The sequence below is a fragment of the Pedobacter sp. KBS0701 genome (genome assembly GCF_005938645.2).
Taxonomy (GTDB): Bacteria; Bacteroidota; Bacteroidia; order Sphingobacteriales; family Sphingobacteriaceae; genus Pedobacter.
The window spans coordinates 3,243,524-3,263,821 of the sequence record NZ_CP042171.1; the positions used below are offsets into that span (position 1 = coordinate 3,243,524).

The 20,298-nt window shown below is 39.9% G+C and carries 13 protein-coding genes; 4 read left to right on the plus strand and 9 right to left on the minus strand.

Features of this window, described 5'->3' with window-relative positions:
- The first annotated feature begins 1 nt into the window (after position 1).
- From FFJ24_RS13120 to FFJ24_RS13130, 3 genes are all read left to right on the plus strand, one after another.
- Complete coding sequence (locus FFJ24_RS13120) at positions 2-445, plus strand: molybdenum cofactor biosynthesis protein MoaE (protein ID WP_138821917.1); 444 nt, start codon at positions 2-4, stop codon at positions 443-445.
- 1 nt (position 446) lies between these two features.
- Complete coding sequence (moaCB, locus tag FFJ24_RS13125) at positions 447-1,355, plus strand: bifunctional molybdenum cofactor biosynthesis protein MoaC/MoaB (RefSeq protein ID WP_138821918.1); 909 nt, start codon at positions 447-449, stop codon at positions 1,353-1,355.
- 292 nt (positions 1,356-1,647) lie between these two features.
- A complete protein-coding gene (locus FFJ24_RS13130) occupies positions 1,648-1,989 on the plus strand; it encodes a hypothetical protein (protein WP_138821919.1) in 342 nt (113 codons plus the stop codon).
- Between the two features lies 1 nt (position 1,990).
- Here FFJ24_RS13130 and FFJ24_RS13135 read toward each other — a convergent pair whose 3' ends face one another.
- The 9 genes from FFJ24_RS13135 to FFJ24_RS13175 all read right to left on the minus strand — a co-directional run bounded on the left by FFJ24_RS13135 (position 1,991) and on the right by FFJ24_RS13175 (position 15,842).
- Positions 1,991-2,662, minus strand: coding sequence for a hypothetical protein (locus tag FFJ24_RS13135; protein WP_138821920.1), 672 nt, complete (start codon positions 2,660-2,662; stop codon positions 1,991-1,993).
- 245 nt (positions 2,663-2,907) lie between these two features.
- Positions 2,908-3,096, minus strand: coding sequence for a cold-shock protein (locus FFJ24_RS13140; RefSeq protein WP_025142821.1), 189 nt, complete (start codon positions 3,094-3,096; stop codon positions 2,908-2,910).
- 164 nt (positions 3,097-3,260) lie between these two features.
- Positions 3,261-3,551 carry a hypothetical protein gene (locus FFJ24_RS13145; RefSeq protein ID WP_029277549.1) on the minus strand — a complete coding sequence of 97 codons (291 nt, stop codon included), beginning with the start codon at positions 3,549-3,551 and terminating at the stop codon, positions 3,261-3,263.
- A 238-nt stretch (positions 3,552-3,789) separates the two neighbouring features.
- Positions 3,790-6,222, minus strand: a complete 2,433-nt coding sequence (locus tag FFJ24_RS13150) for a DUF4982 domain-containing protein (RefSeq protein WP_138821921.1) — start codon at positions 6,220-6,222, stop codon at positions 3,790-3,792.
- An 11-nt stretch (positions 6,223-6,233) separates the two neighbouring features.
- A complete protein-coding gene (locus FFJ24_RS13155; RefSeq protein ID WP_138821922.1) occupies positions 6,234-8,801 on the minus strand; it encodes a membrane or secreted protein in 2,568 nt (855 codons plus the stop codon).
- Positions 8,802-8,875: 74 nt separating this feature from the next.
- A complete protein-coding gene (locus FFJ24_RS13160) occupies positions 8,876-9,928 on the minus strand; it encodes a glycosyl hydrolase 53 family protein (protein WP_138821923.1) in 1,053 nt (350 codons plus the stop codon).
- A gap of 154 nt (positions 9,929-10,082) precedes the next feature.
- Complete coding sequence (locus FFJ24_RS13165; protein WP_138821924.1) at positions 10,083-11,192, minus strand: SusE domain-containing protein; 1,110 nt, start codon at positions 11,190-11,192, stop codon at positions 10,083-10,085.
- 11 nt (positions 11,193-11,203) lie between these two features.
- On the minus strand, positions 11,204-12,835 hold the full coding sequence (locus tag FFJ24_RS13170) for a RagB/SusD family nutrient uptake outer membrane protein (RefSeq protein WP_371716563.1): 1,632 nt from the start codon (positions 12,833-12,835) through the stop codon (positions 11,204-11,206).
- A 4-nt stretch (positions 12,836-12,839) separates the two neighbouring features.
- A complete protein-coding gene (locus FFJ24_RS13175) occupies positions 12,840-15,842 on the minus strand; it encodes a TonB-dependent receptor (protein ID WP_138821925.1) in 3,003 nt (1,000 codons plus the stop codon).
- A 348-nt stretch (positions 15,843-16,190) separates the two neighbouring features.
- On the opposite strand from FFJ24_RS13175, the gene FFJ24_RS13180 reads away from it, so the two are divergent.
- Positions 16,191-20,273, plus strand: coding sequence for a hybrid sensor histidine kinase/response regulator transcription factor (locus tag FFJ24_RS13180; RefSeq protein ID WP_138821926.1), 4,083 nt, complete (start codon positions 16,191-16,193; stop codon positions 20,271-20,273).
- Positions 20,274-20,298 lie beyond the last annotated feature (25 nt).

Genomic DNA, 20,298 nt, shown 5'->3' on the forward strand with positions numbered 1-20,298 from the left:
CATGAGCGGAAAGGAGATTAAAAATATATTCGTAACCGGAGCAATTGCACCTTCTTTTATAGCAGACAGCATTGCGAAGCATAACAGCAAAACGGCCATCGGCGGGCATAGCATTTTTATGGGGCAAGTGCGCAAAGATGAAATTGAAGGTAAATTTGTTGCTGCGATCGAATACACCACTTATGAAGAGCTTGCGCTCGAAAAAATGCACCAGATCAGGGAAGCCATTTTCGAAAAATATCCGCTTAACTGCATGCACATTTACCACAGTTTGGGTACAGTTAAAACAGGCGAAATCTGCCTTTTTGTTTTTACCTCGTCGACACACCGTAAACCGGCAATGGCAGCTTGTAGTGAGGTTGTAGACCGGTTAAAAGCAGAATTACCGATCTGGGGAAAAGAAATATTCGAAGACGAAACCCATCAGTGGAAAGAAAATATTTAACATGGTAAACATCACAAGAAAATCCAATACCTTAAGGATTGCCATTGCAACCGCGACTGTAAAGGTATCGAAGCAAGAAACCATTGATGCGGTTGAACAGCGCAAAATACCCAAAGGAGATGTATTTGAATTTGCCCGTGCAGCCGGCTTATTCGGTGTAAAAAAAACGAGTGATGTAATTCCCGATTGCCATCCCCTTCCTATTGAATATACCGCGATTACTTACGAAATTGTGGGTTTAACCATCATTATTACGGTTGAAGTACATACCATTTACAAAACTGGTGTTGAGGTTGAAGCCATGCATGGTGCCTCTGTTACGGCTTTGACCATGTACGATATGCTAAAACCAATTGATAAAGGGGTTGAAATAGAAAACATCAGGTTATTAAAAAAATCGGGAGGAAAATCTGACCTTAAAAATGCCAGATTCCCTGAACTTAAAGCTGCTGTTGTAGTTTGTTCAGACTCTGTTTTTGAAAATAAAGCTCAGGATAGCTCTGGTAAAGCCATTATTTCACGTTTGGAACAATTGGAAATCAATGCAGAGAAATATGAAATCGTACCCGACGAAATCAACATCATCCGCGATAAAGCCAGTGAATTAAGTAAAAATGGCTATCATCTGATCATTTTTACCGGCGGTACCGGACTTTCTCCACGCGATGTAACTCCAGAGGCTATTGCGCCTTTAATCGACAGGAATATCGAAGGGATCATGGAAACAGCTCGTCGTTATGGCCAGGAGCGCATGCCTTACGCCATGCTTTCGCGCGGTGTAGCAGGGTTTATTGGCGATACATTGGTACTTACTTTCCCAGGCTCGAGGGGTGGCGCAGAAGAAAGCATGGATGCCCTATTCCCACAGGTTTTACATTTATTTAAGGTGGTTAAAGGGGAGAAACATTAGATTGAATAAATCGTCATTTCGACTGAAGCGCAGTCCCGAACCTTCGGGAGAGAAATCAATTACCTATTCCATAAACATTTTTAAAGATTTCTCCACTGTGGTCGAAATGACGACTGATTTTTAGAATCTATTAGTAGTAACTTGTTTGAAATCGTAATGCCTCAGCAATAGCTTTATTTTGCATTAAGATTCACGCCTGCTCGGGAAAGACGAATTCGTTTAAACTAACAAATATTAAATATAAACAGCAAAATCTTTTTTGTGATAAAAAATTAAGTTCTATTTTTGCCGCATGTCGTCTAAATACAAGATTTTATACTTTTTCCAAAATTCTGATACTACTATCCTGGAAATTCAGCGTCTTGGCCTGCCCGATAATGCAGATGCAGAGGCGACTTACCACTGGCTTTACTTTGATAAAATTACAGGTTCGTTAATTAAACTGTGGTTCAGATCGATGGATTCTTCTACCGAAATTGAAGAACGTTATTTTGAACAGGGTTATCTTAAATTTAATAAAACAGAGGCTACCTATATCGAAAAGCACAATTCGTCGCAACAAAAACTCAATAACATGGGGAATAGAGCTATTGGAGAGGAGATAAGTGTTTTATTAGAAAATTACCTGAAATAATTTAGGCCATCTCTGGCAGTTCTGATTCTAAACCAACTTTACTTAAAGGATAACGGGAGGCATGGAAATCCTGAAGCGACTGACAAAAACCAGGATACCATTCTTGTGTTTGCATACTTTCTAAAAGTTGTGCACAGGCAATCACATCTGCATCAGCCTGATGCAGTGCAAGGGCAACAAAATTAATCACATCCCAGATGCCTTCTATCATAAAAAACCTAAAGGTACATAAGATTGCAGACCATTGTACTTTTTTGGCTTGTAGTAAAAAGAACCGTGAAACAGGACTACACAGACGTTTAAAAGCCATATAATCCTCTTCAGCTCCTTCTAAGTTTAAAAGACCATCGCTATAAGGAAGATTTACAATTTCTGCAGCAATTTTATCACGGCCATGAAAGTAAACACTTCCTGCACAGATGGAAGATATCGATATCAGGGATAAATGATCGTAGATTTCGGGATGCATTTTCAATTTCCCATTACGCACAAATACCAGTCCGCCTTTTCTAGCTGCACCAGCTTGTGTATTCATGGCCGATAGACTTAAAAGTTCAAATTCGCCAGCAAAATTAAGTGCCGTTACAAACTGTGCCGCAGCCATAAAAGTACCACGGTCAAGAGGCTTGTTGTTGGTAACAGGTTCGTGAATTGAAAAAATAGAGAGTTGCAAAAAAAAATAATTTGTTTGGTTCGGGTCGGGTAGATCGACAATAGCAAAAATAAAAATCCAATCCACAAAACAAGTATGTAAAATGTGGTTAAAATACTTTAAAAAGATAATTGGCTATAAATGAGAAAGAAATTTTTTCAGCCATTTTGTTCAATACATAAATCATTTGGTTTAATAACAGAATAATAAATTTTGGGCAAAAAAAAAGCAGGAATAAATCCTGCTCAAAATCTTTTGGGGAAGAATTAAACAACTCTTACTTTCACTGCATTAAGGCCTTTTTTGCCTTCTTGAACTTCGTATTCAACTGTATCATTCTCTCTGATTTCATCAATCAGGCCTGATGCATGCACAAAAATCTCAGATCCGCTTTCTTCTTTGATAAAGCCAAAGCCTTTTTCCGAGTTAAAAAATTTTACTGTTCCGTTTTTCATTATACTGGATGTTTTTAAATTAAAAACCAAAAATAGGATTAAAACCCAAAAACCAAAATTACTGGCAAACAAAATTGCTAATTATGTACAAAAAGATTTACAATGGTAAAGATGATGGCTACCATTTTACCTTTTAAGCTATTAACCAAACATGGTTGGGTGCATTAAAAAGATTTTCCCTGCGTAATGGAAGAGTACCAATTTATCGGGTGCGACCTTAAATTCATCCCATCGCTCTCAATGTGATACAAGATAATAGGCATGCTGAAATCTACAAAACGTTCCACCTGCCTGGAAAGTTTACCGAGAAAATCCATACTGGATATACCTTCCTTTAAATGAACATAAATTACGCTGCCTGTTTTAAACTCAAAGCGTTCTACCACTCCTGGCCACTCTGTTTTTATCCTGGTGAGGAAAGCTTTGATTTTGGTTTCTTCTTTTAGATTTTCCATAAGCTTATCAGGTTTTTTGATATATGCTAATTTAAAAAATTATTCCGAAATAGATTAATTGTAACAGGACCTATACATTGTTTAATGGAAAATGTAAGATGGATGATGGAATTGATCCTTATGTTTCACTATTTCTAAATGCAATACGCTTTAAGATCCCCGCATGCGCGAGGCTAACATATCTTGAAATTTTATCTGGTCTTTAGCGAGACGCTAAGACCAAAACTTGACGAATCTATTACTTCACAGAAACAATTTCTACATTTCCGTTTTCCAGGCCTTTTCCTTTGACACTAAGTTGAATTGGACCATCTTTTTTGCCAGATTGTATCACCACAACCAGCTTTCCGCTGAATAATTTCATGGTTGGCTTTACAAAAGATTCCAATGAAGTGGCATCGCCATTACAAACCGCTTTGAATGTACCCGCACCTTTAACTTCAAAATTTAAGGCATTTGTCGCCGTTGGGCAAGGTGTTCCATTTTTATCAGCAACTGATACCGTTACGAAAGATAAATCTTTGCCATCAGCGCTAATTTGTTTCTTATCTGGCGTTAACACAATTTTATAAGGTTTACCCGCCGTAGTGATCTTTTCTTCTGCTACAGGTTTTCCGTTTCCATCAAGGGCTACTACTTTTAAAGTCCCTGGCTCGTATTTAACATCCATCCACATCAACCGGTAGCGGTTCTGCGGGCTTGATTTATCTTTTTTCCGTACGCCCAAACTTTTACCGTTTAAGAAAAGTTCGGCACTATCGTAACTGGTATATACAAAAACAGGCGTGGTTTGGCCTTCTCTTCCCTCCCAGTTCCAATGTGGAAGCAAATGTAGCGTTGGTGCTGTTTTATTCCAACGGCTTCTATACAAATAATAACGGTCTTTAGGTAGACCTGCAAGATCAGAAATCCCGAAATAAGAACTTCTTGATGGCCAGCTGTTATCATAAGGTGTAGGCTCGCCAAGGTAATCAAAACCTGTCCAAACAAACTCCCCGATTACCCATGGTTTATCATCCTGCATTACAAAATCATCGTCAGGTACGTTAGACCAGCTACAATACTCCAAATCGTAAGAAGAAGACTGAAAATCGGGATATTGCTTATCAAAGCCTTTTACAACCGGAAATTTATAAATCCCTCTCGAACTTACCGTTGATGCTGTTTCTGATCCCAAAATAAACCCTTGTGGAAAAACCTTATTGGCTTCTTCGTAAAGGTGTACCCTATAATTTAATCCTGGAATATCCATTAAAGCACCAAAACCTGATTGCATCGTCGCTTTCACCTGATCCATCCCTACTGTAACCGGGCGTGTTGGATCTTCGCGGTGGAAAATTTCCTGCAGCCATTTAGCCCTTTTTACACCTTCGGCACCAAATTGATCCGGCACTTCGTTCCCCGAACTCCACATTACGATACAAGGGTGGTTTTTATTCGCCTGTACCAGGTTTACAATATCTTTTTCAGCATCGGTATTAAAATATAGGTGATAACCATTTTCTACTTTGGCTTTTGCCCATTCGTCAAAACTTTCGGCGAGAAACATAAAACCCATTTCATCACATAATTCCAATTGCTCTGGCGAAGGCATATTGTGCGAACTCCGGATGGCATCGCATCCCATTTCTTTTAAAATGGTGAGTTGCCTTCTTAAAGCAGCTGTATTGATGGCCGTTCCAAGCGGCCCCAGATCGTGGTGTAAGCAAACGCCTTTAAACTTTCTTACTTTACCGTTCAAACTAAAGCCGATGCCCGGGCTGAAATTGATTGTTCTGATCCCTAACCTTGTTTTTACGACATCTTTCAAAATATTTCCTTCATAAACACTCGATACTGCGGTATACAAATACGGGTGCTCCGGACTCCAAAGAACAGGTTTATTGATTTCTAAATTCTGATCAGCCTCATTCCCAAAAATACCCTTTGCAGTATCAATAGCCACCTGCTTACCCAAACTATCTAAAATCTGCGTAACCAAACGAATACCTTTACCGGTTAATTTGGTTTTGATGTTTACTTTGGCAAATTCTTTTTTAACAATTGGCGTAGTAATGGTGATTCCCCATTGATCTATGCTTTTTTCTTCTTTAATGATTAAATGTACGTTACGGTACAAGCCCGCTCCCGGGTACCAGCGCGACGATTTTGCCATATTCTTCAGGTGAACGGCCAATAAATTATCATTCGCTTTTAGGTTCTTGGTAATATCGATATAAAAATAATTGTAACCATAGTTCCACTCGCCAACCAGCTTTCCATTAAGGTAAACTTGAGGCTCGCTCATGGCACCATCAATTTGTAACAATACTTTTTGGTTTGGTTTTAGCGCTGGAAGACTGAGCTTTTTCCTGTACCAACCCTCACCAATATAAGGTAAAGCTCCGGTTCTACCTGTTTTTTCACTGGCTTTGGTTTCCCCATTTTGGGTAATTGCGGTTACCTGTTTATCTATTTCTTTATCAAAAGGCCCGCTAATGGCCCAATCATGCGGAACAGTTACGCTTTCCCAGCGAGTGTCGTTAAAAGTAGTCTCGGCAGCATTTGGGAAATTTCCCTTTGAGAATTTCCAGCCTTCATCTAACAGGATCTCAGTTCTTTGGGCATCGGCATTTAAATAAGCAAGGCTAACCATAAAAATGGTAAAAAGTATTTTCTTCAATCGGAACATGTAATTGACGGTTATTTTAAATAAATAGATTCGATAGTAATATTGACCGGTTTGGTACCGGCCCCATAACCAAAAGTAACTTCGAGCTTTTCGGCATTTTTCAAGTCGAATGCAGCTTTGTTTGCTGATTGATAATAAAGTGGCAAAAAGCCCGGATAAGGACGTGGCAACAATAACTGTGCATCATTTTTAAGCTGATTTAATGGAATTTCGATCAGTTGAAAATCTTTTCCCGTAAGGATTTCAGTGGAGAAGAAATGGGCATCGGTATCAATTAAGCCCACTTTAACTTTAGTATTTTCGGTATTTGCCTTTATTTTGATGACCATTTTTTTAAAATTATTCAGATCTGAAGCTCTTCCAGTCATTTTATCAGCGAAAAAACTTTGAAAACCCATTAGTTGGATACTTTTAGGCATATTGATAGATAGCTTCATACTTAAAACAGATGGATTTTCATCTGAAACATATTCTACTTTACCATTTGTCCAATCGGGATTATAAATGTTACTATTTTTCCCATCTAAAGCGGCATTGAAGATCTCTGCGATTGCATTTTCAGCTGCAACATAAGTCTGGTAGCTTTCAGTTTCGAGATTATCCCACCCATTTAGGTTTCCCTTTGTGTTGGCTGGAAAAGTAACGTAATCGCCATTAGCCTTATGGATTATGATCTGATAGCTCAATAAGCCATTTCTCACCTGTTCAGCAGGAATTATAGCGACATATTCGTATTCCCGTTTTTTTTGTAAGGGAATATTTTCCCTGCGGTTTGCACCATTCAACTGAATAAAAGCAGAATCTTTTACAGTTAAGCCTGTAACTTCTGCATGGAGCTGAATGGCTACACCTTCTGAAATTGTTCTTAAAGGCTCATGTTTAACAAATACATCTACTTTTGAAGTTTTTGGGGCAACAAATTCGCCTAAGGCAATATTCTGATAACTGCTTTGTCCATTTAGCTTGGTTTTCAGGTTTTTCTTAACCAATAGATAAGTGCCGGGAGAAACATTAAACCCATTTTTAACAGCTACCGAATTAACAGTATTATCTTGATTTAAACCTTTAACTGTAAAATTAGAGCCTAAATCGGGCAAATCGATATCCATTGGCAAGGTAGACCAGATGATCCGTGTAACTTCTTTTTCAGGCGAAGCTTTTTCAAAAGGATCCCTGATCTGAACTGCGTCAGGCATCACTTCCAAACGCCATACTCCGGCAGCAACCTGATCGATAAAGTAAGCTCCCCTACCATTATACTGAACAATTTTTGAGCTTCCTACCCCTGCAATATGTTTTAGTCTTTTTGCATTCACAATTTTCGATGTGGTAGAATTGGTATAATAAAATTCTTCGGCAGTGTTCATTTCGCTCAGTGAGCTTTTATAATCGATTTTGAACGGTCCAAAAGTATTGCCATTGTTCAACGTATCTAAACGGGCTGTTTGATGAAAAACCTTTGAAGCAATTAACATACTGATTGCTTTTGAAGGTGTATAGGCAAGGCTTAAATAATGGGTTTGATATTCGGTATTGGCATAAGCGGTTGCCATGGGATCGTAGGCAAATTGTGTAGCCCATTGAAAACCAGCCGCCCTGAAACTTCTTGCCATTGCCGGATACATGATCGGCGCCATTACATCGCCCGCATCAAATTCGTACACCGCTTTAGCGCGGTTTTTAAACGCCGGAATGGTATCGAAAGAAATTTTGTACTTTGCTACATTAGGCAGGTAATTGCCTTGCAGTGTATGGCCGGCAACCAAACCTGTTGGGTACCACTGGAAGGTATGCCCCTGAACATTTGCCTTTACAATGGCATCGGCATACCATGGCGATTCGCTGATGTTATAGAAAATAGGTTTCGTCCAGCCGGCATTTTTTATGGCGGCGGTCATGCGGTTTACATATTCCGTAGCTCTTTCTTTTGGCCCGCTATGATGGGGTTCATTATTGATTTCTGCAGCCAAAATATCGGCATCCTGCTGATAGGTTAAGCCCGTGTAAGGATTTTTGTGTTTAAAAAACTGTTTCAGGTAATTTTCCTGTGCTTTAAAAGCTTCTTCGCTTACTACCGATTTATCTTTACCGTATTTATTGGCAAAACTTCCTGTTTTTTCATCCTTTTCCGGGTACCCATTTCCCCAGAAAGCAATTGGTGTAACCAAAGTTTTGATTTTACGTTTCTTAAGTTCTGCCAGCAGGAAATCGAAAAGGCGCAGATGTTCATTATCAATCAGGTTTCCTTCTGCATCTGAGATTTCCTGGTCCCAAACATGTACACGGAAGGCATCCAAACCCAAACGCGAGAAATGATATACATCGTCTTTGATTGCTTGTTCGGCGGTTACACCCATCCTTACAATGGCCCGATTGCCATACGCAAAGGGCGCAGTATAGTTTGTGCCAAAAAAAGCAGCTTCTTTATGATCTTTTTCCCAACGAATTACACCCGAAGCATCTACATAAACACCCTGTTTATTTTGTGCATGGGTAAGTGTTGCAAATAGCATAAAAACAATAAACCCCCAACCCCCTAGAGGGGGCTTTGACTTTCTATCGTTTTTGTATAATTTCATATTACAAGTTGGTAATGTGTATTGATTTAAGCTTTAATTTATTTCAAATTTACTCCCCTTTAGCGGCCGGGGCTTTAAGGCAGAAACGCATCCATTGCAACCGTTGGTTTGCCCGAATCATCAAAAGCGCCCAATTTATAACCGCTCCAGCTATTGTAAGATTGCGGTTCCCAATAGAAAACCCCCAGCCCCTTGCTATTTGGCAACGATTTATTCTTCCCAATTAAAGCTTTAATAAACGCTTTGCAGGCTACCGCTTCCGAAACTGGCATTCCCAATTCACAGATCATCACTTCCGATCCGTAGCGCGAAACCATATCCGTCATATTGGCCAGACACTGGGTATTTTTTGTCGACCAATCTGCCGCAGTAGGGTACATCGACATGCCGATTATATCCCATTTGGCACCATTGTTCTTTAAGCCATCAAATATCCACCTAAATAAGCTATTATCATAGCCATTGGAAATATGCACTACCACTTTAGAGGTCGGATTTACCGCTTTTACCCCATTATATCCCGAAAGTATCAAATCTGCAAAGTTTTTCATACTTGCAGATGCTTTTCCATCGTTCCATAACATGCCGTTATTGGTTTCGTTGCCTACCTGTACCCATTCAGGTACAATTTTATTGTTTTTTAAAACCGTTAAAACCTCAACAGTATGATTATAAACTGACGTTTTAAGAGTAGCAAAATCTTGCGAAGCCCATGCGGCAGGTTTGTTTTGCTGTGCTGGATCTGCCCACGAATCGCTGTAATGAAAATCGATCAGCAAACGCATGTTCATCGCTTTTGCCCTTTTTGCCTTTGCCAAAACATCGGCCGTATTGCAATAACCAGCAGCCGGATTTACCCAAACCCTCAATCTAATGGTATTGATGCCTTTATCTTTTAAAATCTTTAACAAATCCTGTTGTTCACCGGCAGCATTGTAAAACTTTTTGCCCGCAGCTTCCATTTCGGTCAGCCAGCTTACATCAGCTCCTAAGGCATAAGTGCCTACCGGATCGGGAGCAGGGTAAATCTGTGTTTCTCCTTTTATTGTTTTTTTACAACCTGTATTAATCAAACTGAGCATTATTATAAGGCCCAGCCAGTTGATGGTTTTTATTTTTTTAAACATTTCTATATTCTTAAGCAAGTTTGAACTTAATCTTTGTATTATAGTTTATTCTAAATCGTCCGTCATTCCCGCGCAGGCGGGAATCCTAATACTCCATATACCTGCCAGCGCTTTAAGGTTCCCAATCGAGTTGGGAATGACGAAACGAGAAATTTTATTTAATCGAATAAGTATAATTTCCGTCACCGGCACTTAAATCTAAAGTAACCGTGAAAACACCTGTTTTGGTCACCGGAATATTAATTCCGCCCCAGGTTGGCGCACCTGCATAAACCAAAGCTCCATTGGCATCTACTTTATAACTGATATCGTAACCGCCGTTACAGGTAAATACGAAAGTTTTTCCTGCGGTTAAGGCAACATTTGCCGCCACCCATTTACCGGTTGTTTCATTATATATCAATGGCGTTGATGAAGTGCTCCAGGCATTGTCATCACCGGAGATAAAGAATTTTACGGGTGTATAGGTAATAGTTAATGCATCTACATCGGCATTTACTTTCATATAAGCCGGTGCTGGCGTAAGGTATAAATTACCGCCGGTTAAACTCATGGTTGTTGAGGTACCTCCCCAACCGTAAACTTTCGCATCTTTTGTTGATACCAGTTGGAAAGCATCGCCACCATAGCCATCGGCATTTGGTAAATTTAAATATCCCTCATATTTCGAATTGAATTTAGCCGAGGTTAACACTAAACCATTCGTCCTTGCGGTTGGTGTTTTCCATGAATTGCCCCCTTTTACCATCAACGCCGGATATTCAATGGTGGCTTTGTACGGGTTAACCGTCATGGTCAGGCTGGAGTAAATTGGTTTGATGGTAGAAGCCGTTCCTGTATTTTGGGTTACTTCTGCTTTTAACCTTACAACTAAGGTACTTACCGCACCTGTTGGCAATAACAATTGATTAGCCAAAAGCGAATTAAAATCGGCACCCAGATAAGCTTTTTCTAAAGTACCTGTTACAAGTTTAACGCTTATTGCATTTGCCCATGCATTTGCTCCAAGGGTATCTGCAGGCACATCAAACTCTAAAGAGTAAGTTGGGATAACGCTCACCCCAAAGTTTGCCGCCTTAAAACTGAAGGTCACCACATTGGTGGCGTCAGTTGCGGAAGTTAACACCACAGCAGCTGCAGAGCTTTTAAAAGCAAGACTACCTGCACTGGGTGGGGTAACTACATTTGTACTTTCCTCTTTTTTGCAGCCGAAGAACAGGCTGATTAAAAGCAAAGTGTATAGGATATAAATAGATTTTTTCATGATAATTTAGATTAATAACCTGTATTCTGACGAAGATTTGGATTGGCCGAAAGATCTGTTGGTGGTAATGGATAAAGATTGTATTTGCTATTTACAGCTGTACCACCTTTAACACCGCCTTTCCATGCCCATAAATAGGTTGCAGTAGTAAACTTTCCAAAACGAATCAAATCTGTTCTGCGGGTAGCCTCGTACCAAAGCTCACGACCACGTTCATCCAAAATAAAATCGGTAGTTAAAGCACTCGATGTGATATTTCCGGCTATACTGCCATTATAGGCACGGGTACGTAACTGGTTAATGTAAGTTAAGGCCTGCGTTAAACTGCCACCTGATCCGCCACGTAAAACAGCTTCGGCATAGGTTAAATAGATTTCGCCCAAACGAAAAAGAGGGAAATCGATATCCGAAAAATCTTTGGCAACATCCTGATGAGGAGCCGGGGCGCCAGAACGGGTTTTGTTGCGGTATTTGGTGCTCGAGTAGCCATCAGTAGAAGTGTACAGGTCATTTACCTCCATATTTTGCCCAGACATATAAAACTGTGCCCTTGTATCTGTTGCACCTGTTTTATCAGCAAAAAGATTTACAAATTGTTGGGTAATCCTTAATCCGCCCCAGTTACCATTTGATCCTGATACCTCTGCAGGAACGCCTGCAGGTCCGTGCATCAGGTAAGTAGTACCCCCAAAATTCTGGGTGCTTGTACCATCATAATTAATGGTAAAAATATTCTCATCCGTATTTAAGTGATTATCGGCAATGGTTAACTCGCGGTAATTGCCATGAAGCGTGTAACCCGCAGCGGTAATTTTGTTGCAATAGGTGATGGCCTCAGTATATCTGGCTGTACCGGTATATACTTCTGCATTTAAATATATCCTCGATAATAACGCCCAGGATGCCGCCCTATCAGCACGACCATATTCATTTCCTTTAGGTGCTGCTAAATCATTTTCGATGGCCTTAAGTTCTGATTCTACATAAGCGAATAAATCTTTACGGCTAATCTGTTTGGGTAAATCCTTACCGCCTATTTCGGTAGTTTCGGTAACCAATGGCGGATTTCCATAAATATCCATCAATACGGCATACTGATAAGCCCTGATAAAACGGGCCTCTGCCCTGAACCTGCGCACCTGATCGGCGTCAGCGCCAACAATTCCTCTTTTGCTTAAATTATCATCCGAAGATTGATTGATGAAATCGTTACAAAGCGTAATCTGAAAAAATGAACGGTAATATAAACCATTGATAATGGAATTGATGGATGACCATGTCATTTCATGCAACCCCTGGATTCCGGCATCGTTTTGCCACGACCAAACGGCTTCATCTGTAGTTAATTCCTGCAAATTCCAGTATAAGCGAAGAAAATCAGAGTTTCCTTCATCCTTAATAATCTCTACCGGAATATCTGGCTGACCAACAGAAGCATTCCCGGTAAGGGCAAAAGCGCCATAAACCTTGGCCAACGATTGTTTGTAACCCGCGGCCGAAGTATATACTTTATCAGCAGTAAGATCATTGGTTGGTACCAAATCCAGTTTGTTGCATGATGTGGTGAAAATTACCGCAGTGCAAGCCAGCATAAATAGTTGTAAAACACGTGGTTTCATATATTTTTTGTTAATAAAATTCATAATCTTAAAAATTAACATTTAGGCCCAAAGAGAAAATGCGCGGACGGGGATAGATGTTGTTATCTACTCCAGAGGCTACCTCTGGATCTAAACCTTTATATTTAGTAATTACAAACACATTTTGCACGCTGGCCGTCAAAGCTAAGTTTGCTTTGGTTTTTAAAATCTGCCCAAAAGCATAGCCTAGATTAACATTATCCATTCTCAGGAATGATGCATTTTGAACGTAATAATCGCTCAATAACTGCTGTGTTTTAAAATTAGTAGTAAGGTAATTTGGTGAAGCATTTAAAATAATGGCCGTGCCTAAAATCTGGTTTAAATTACCGCTCTGGCTATAGTTATTGTTGTAAACATAGTTTCCTAAATTCGCCCTCAAAGTGAAAGATAGGTTCCATTTTTTGTAGCTTAAGTTATTGCTAAAACCTAAAAATACTTTAGGATCGGCCTGTTTCCCTTTTTTGAAATCGTTCTGGTTAATTACCCCATCGCCATTCTGATCTACATAAACGCCTTCAATCGGGTTTCCGTTCTGATCATAAGTCTGCTCGAACAGGTTGAAAGTATTTTTTGGCCCGCCAACTGCGTTGATAAAGGCATTTTGTCCGCCAACACCACCTGCAATGGTTCCACTTGGGAAACCTGCATAATTCGGATCGTTAGGTACCACCGTTAAATTGGTAATGGTATTTTTGTTATAAGTAGCGTTGAAACTGAAATCCCAGTTGAAATCCTTTTCTTTTACCGGATTAAAACCCAGGGTAAGCTCAACACCTTTGTTTTCCATATCGCCTACGTTCACAATGGCCGTAGCCGCGAAGTTTGTTCCGGCAGGTTGTGGAATCAGGTTTAACAAATCGCTCGTTTTCTTTTGGTAAAAATCCAGGCTACCTGTAACGCGGTTATCAAATAAGCCAAAATCTAAACCAATATTGGTTGTTGCTGTTTCTTCCCACTTAATGTTGGCAATGTAAGCGCTTGGACGGTACATTTGGTAAAAGGTATTTCCGAACTGGTAAGATGCATTTAAAGCACTTAAACCATAGGTAGACATGTATCCATAATTGCCAATCCCATCCTGTTGTCCTGTAATACCATAACTTGCTCTTACTTTTAAGGCAGATATGGTTTTGTTATCTTTCAAAAATGCTTCGTTTTTAACGGTCCAGGCCAATGCCAAAGATGGGAATACACCATATTTATAGGCAGGCCCAAAACGTGACGAACCATCGCGGCGTACCGTTGCCGTTAGAAGAAAACGTTCGTCGTAATTATAATTCAATCTTCCGAAATAAGAGATCAAACGGTATTGTGGTTTGTTAAAAGCAAAAGCCGGATCAGAATTAGCCACCTTATTACCATTGGCATCAAAACTTGGATAATAATATTGTGTAGTTAAATAATCATTATAAGAATAACCTGCAGTTGCATCTACCCTACTTTTAATCGATTTAAATTCTTTAATGTAGTTCAGGTAAAAATCCAGCACGGTATTTCTCCTGTTCTGTTTGTATTGGTTATTTACGCCATTACCAACACCATTCAGGTTACCAACAAATGCCTCTGCTGCATTTGGATCAACGAAAACAGTACCTTTACCCGATGCTACATCATAAGCCGCGTTTAAATTAGCATGCAGTTCTGGCAAAAAATGAAAACTATAATCCAGTTGAACATTACCGATACTACGCATAGGCTTAGCACGGTCTTCTCTTTGCTCCAGTAAACCCACCGGATTACGGCCAACCAGATTCACCAATCCTGTTGGAGTAGTAGAATCTAACCATTCCCAATAGCCATTATAGTCTGACCTATTGGTATAAGTAGCTTGAGTTGGGTCGAAACTTACCGCACCACCAATGGCAGCCGTATTGGCGAAACGCGTTTTCTGCATGCTACCTTTCAGGTTGATATCCAGTTTGAGATGATTATCAAAAAACCTCGGATTGAAAACGAGAGCAGCTGAAGTTTTCTGCAATTGGTCGGTTCTTAACACACCTGTTTGGTTTTGATAACCGATGGACAAACGGTAAGGCAGTTTTTTTACTCCTCCGCTAATGCTGATGTTGTTATCGGTAGAAAAACCATCCTGATAAATCAGATCCTGCCAATTGGTATTAAACGTTCCCAATTGTGCTTTTTGCGCCGAAGTACCTTTTGCATTTACAATCGAGCGGATCTCATCAGCGCTTAACACATCAAGTTGTCTGGTCAGTTTAGAAACCGAGTTTACTGAATTGAAAGTTACTTTTAAGGCATCGCCCAAACCTTTCTTTGTAGTGATGATGATTACCCCGTTGGATGCCCTTGCACCATAAATGGCCGCGGCCGAGGCATCTTTTAACACCGTGAAAGTTTCAATATCATTTGGGTTAATAAAACTCAATGGATTAGATGCACCCGAAACGCCCCCGCTTTCCAAGGGTACACCGTCGATCACAAATAATGGATCGTTACTGGCATTTAATGAGGAACCACCACGAATACGGATGGTGCTGCCGCTTCCCGGCTGACCGCTGTTTGAGGTAATCGAAACACCCGACACCTTACCCGATAACATTTGTTCCGGCGTGCTGATACTGCCCTTTTGGAAATCTTTAACACCTACAACCGCTACCGAACCGGTAAGGTCTTGTTTTCGCGTAGTTCCATAACCTACCACCACTACATCATTTAAGGTAGAAGCATCTTCTATTAAAGTGATGTTTAGAGTGGTGCTTTGAGTAACCGGAACTTCCTTTACTTTATAACCTACCGAGGAGAATTCGAGGATACCAGCCTTTGCAGGTATTTTGATACTAAAGTTTCCATTAGCGTCGGTAGAGGTGGCAATCGCGGTTCCCTTTAAGCGAACGCTTACACCTGGCATACCTAAATTATCAGGCGCTGTTTTAACAACTCCGGTAATGGTTGTCTGCTGTGCAAAAAGATATCCATGGGTAAATATCAATAGTAAAAGCATTAACATCCGCTTGTTACTCCTGATGAAAAATGTAAAAATGTGCATAGAATATTATGGTTAGAATTAACGATACAAATGAAGGCTTTATAGCATTATCCGCTTTGTGCTATTGTTCATTTCTTTTGTGCTAACCGACATATTATTGGTTTAGATGGCGTATTAAGCATTTTTTTTAATGCGATTGTTCTAAACGTCTTGCGTCATTCCCACGCAGGCGGGAACCCTAATGCGACCTGCAATTAGACAAACCTAGCCAAGGCATTACGATTCCCAATCAAGTTGGGAATGACGATACGCAGGTAAATCTCTTGCTCCTCCTCTAACTTCTCATACTAATCCTTCGCAAAAATCAATTATCTTTATCGGCTCAGAATTGTCTGCATAAACCGTCAAATGAACACGTTAACGAGAACTTTTTTCCTGCTCCTCTTTATTTTTTCGATAGGAAACGTTAGCGCACAAAATTTAAAGTTTAAGCACGTCAGTGTAGAAGATGGACTATCGAACAGTACCATCGAATGTATTTTTCAAGATCACCGGGGTTTTATCTGGTTTGGCACACGCGATGGTTTGAACAAATACGATGGCAATCAGATTACCGTTTTCAAACACAGCAAAAACCCGAACAGTATCAGCGATAATTTCGTCAGGTGCATCTTTGAGGATAAAAACCATACCCTTTGGATCGGTACATCAGATGGGCTGAACAGGTTTAATGCCGGGAAAAACAATTTTTCCACTTATCGGTCTAAAGACAAAAAAAGCCAGACCAATAACATCATTACCTCGGTTAAAGAAACCGCAAAGGGAATTTGGATTGGCACTTATGGTGGCGGACTAAACTTACTGGATCAAAAATCGAATACCTTCGGCCGGTTTCAATACCATTCGGATCAGAAAAAAACCGATCGTAAGAATTACATCAATGATCTGTATTGCGATGCTGATGGAAACATCTGGATGGCAACCGATGCGGGCATCCATGTTTTAAACCTTAAATCAGGTAGTGCGAGAACCATTAAAACATTGGAAAATGAATCTTTCAGGGTCATTAAAAAAGATCCGGATGGCTCCTTTTGGTTCGGAACGGAAGAAAACGGCTTAATCCATTACGATCTTGTCAAAAACGCCATTAAAACCTATCAGCACCAGGAAAAAAATAATAATAGTATCGGCAGTAATCTGGTGAGGGCTATTGTTTTTGATAAACAAAAAAACCTATGGACTGGTGGCATTAACGGAGGTTTAAACCTTTTCAACTCCAAAACCGAAACATTTACACATTACCAGAACGAACCAGGCAATACCCTTAGTTTATCGCAACGTACCGTTTCGGCACTTTATGTCGATCAGCAAGGAAATTTATGGATCGGGACACACCGTGGAGGGGTAAATCTGTATAGTCCGCAGGCAGAAAAATTTAAACTGGTGCGCCAGGAGCCCAACAAAAACAGTTTAAGTTATAATGATGTAAGGGCTTTTCATGAGGATAAAGCTGGCAATATCTATATCGGAACCGATGGCGGCGGACTCGATATTTACAATAAAACGAATAAAACCTTTATCCACCACCGTTATAATCCATTCAACGCCAATAGCGTTGGTGCAGATGCCATTCTCGATATCACCGAAACCAAAAATGGCCTCTTATTAGTTGGTACCTGGGCAGGTGGCTTAAACCAGATGAACAATGATGGTTCTTTTACCCGTTACAACCATAGCGCCAACCCTAATTCCATATCTTCGGATTATGTACAAAAATCGTTCGAAGACAGTAACGGAAACATCTGGATAGGCACTTATTACGGCGGATTAAATCTTTTTGACGCGCAAACTAAACAGTTTAAACGCATTACTGAAGGGAAAAACAGTAGTAAATTAAGTGGAAACAACATTGTTGCCATTAATGAAGATCAATACAAAAACCTATGGATTGGTACAGATGATGGTGGTTTAAACTGTTATAATCTCAATACGCAGGTATTTACCCATTATTTTATGGGCGATGGAAAAAGGCCCGATTTGAGGGTAATTTTTATCGATAGCAAAGGCAATTTATGGGTCGGACAGGCCGGACTTTACCGTTTTAACCGTGCGAAAAACACATTTGAGCTTTACACCACCAAAGCAGGCTTATCAACCGAGTTTATAAAAGGAATTGCGGAGGATGACAAAGGCAATTTTTGGATCTCTACTGCCCATGGCCTGACCAGATTTAATCCGCAGCACCAAAACTTTAAAAAATACAATACAGGAGATGGTTTGCAGGGACTTGAATTTGAAACAAATGCTTATTTAAAAACACGCAATGGTGAAATGTTTTTTGGTGGAGTAAATGGTTTCAATTCATTCTTTCCTGATGATATCCAGACCAACAAATTTATCCCCCCGGTTTACCTGACGGAGTTTCAGATTTTTAATCAGAAAATCCTTCCCAACACCGAAGGATCTGTTTTAGAAAAAGATATCAGCTTTACAAAAGAAATCAAGCTGGATTACGATCAGGCTTCGATATCGTTCCGCTTTGCCAGTTTAAACTATGTTGCGAATGAAAACAACAATTATGCTTATAAACTGGAGGGTGAGGATAAAGACTGGATTTTTGCAGGCCACGTGAAGCAGGCATCTTACACCAATTTAGATCCGGGAACCTATACTTTTAAGGTTAGGGCCTCAAACAACGATAATGTTTGGAATACCACCGGAACAACGCTAAAAATTATCATTTCTCCTCCTTTCTGGGCAACCTGGTGGTTTAGGTTAATGGTTATGGCCACAGCCCTGTATTTAACCTATTTAGTGCTGAGTTTTAAACGCAGATTAGAGATCAGAAAAATTGAAGAAGAAAAAAGGGAAGAAATGCACCAGACACAGCTTCAGTTTTTTACCAATATTTCGCATGAGTTCCGTACACCGCTTTCATTAATTTTAGGGCCGATTGAGCGCCTGCTGAAAGAAGATACACAGGAAAGTTTCCAGAGTTATTACAATACTATCCACCGCAATGCCAACCGCTTACTAAGACTCATTAACGAACTGATGGATTTTAGAAAAACAGCATCAGGGGCTTTAAAACTTAATGTAGTAAACGGAAACCTGAACCTTTTTATTGATGAAGTGGCCGAAGAGTTTTCGGAAATGGCGGCCGAAAAGTCGATCATTTTTACGGTAGAAAAAGAAAATCTTCCAGCCGATATCTGGTTCGACAGGCAGGTGATTGAAAAAATCATCCTCAACCTGATCAACAACTCCATCAAATATACCAAAACTGGTGGAACACTTAAACTGCAGGTGTTTACTGATCTTCGCAATCGCAAACCGGCTTTCGAAAATCAATTACTGATTAAAAGTGATTATGAAGCCAATTCCTATATCTATTTCCGCGTAATTGATAGTGGTATAGGGATTTCGAAAGATTCTATCCAGCATTTATTTGAGCGTTATTACCGGATTACCGAAACGCATTTGGGATCTGGCGTAGGTTTGGCTTTTGTAAAAAGTTTAACGTTGCTGCATAAAGGTTTAATCCAGGTATCGAGCGAACGAAACGAAGGAACGGAGATTATTATCGGTATCCCACGCAGCAAAACAGATTATACCTTAAATGAACAGTTAAGTCAAAACAGCGAGCCTGGTGGCACCCGTTTAGAAAGCATCAGCTATCGCTCAGAAACTGAAGTAACACAACCAGCTACTGAACAAATACCAGCAAATGCCACCAACAGCATTCTTATTGTAGATGATAATGATGAGCTGAGGGCATTTTTAAAGGATACTTTAAGTCCGTTTTATACCATTTCGGAAGCTTCGGACGGTGATTCAGGACTTGAACAGGCGCAAAAAGATCAACCTGATCTCATCATTAGTGATGTGATGATGCCCGGCATGAACGGAACCGAATTCTGTAAGCATATAAAAGAAAATATAGAAACCAGCCATATTCCATTTTTAATGCTCACAGCCAGAAATAGTATTGAGGCAGAAATTGAAGGAGCTGAATCGGGCGCCGATCTTTACTTTACAAAACCCATTAACATTAATCTGCTGCAGCTCACCATTAAAAATATTTTTGAGCAAAGGCAGAAATTGAAAGATCATTATCTAAAAAATAAAGATACCGAACCCAAAGCACTCGCCCACTCGGAAAGGGACAAGGCCTTTTTAACCAAATTGCTATTGATCATTGATGCCGAAATGATCAATCCTGAAATGGATATTGATTATTTATGTAAAGAAATCGGCATGAGCAGAACCAAGCTTTACCAGAAAATAAAATCGATCACAGGACAATCTATTGGCGAATTTGTGCGCTCTGCGAGGCTTAGAAAGGCAATCGAGATCATGAAAACCGAAGATGTGCTGATGACAGAGGTGATGTACCGCATTGGTATTCAAACACAATCTTATTTTACAAAAGCTTTTAAGAAAGAATTCGGGGTAACGCCAACTGGTTACATGCAGAATTTAAAATCTTGAAAAAGGTTATTATACATTTGTAGCC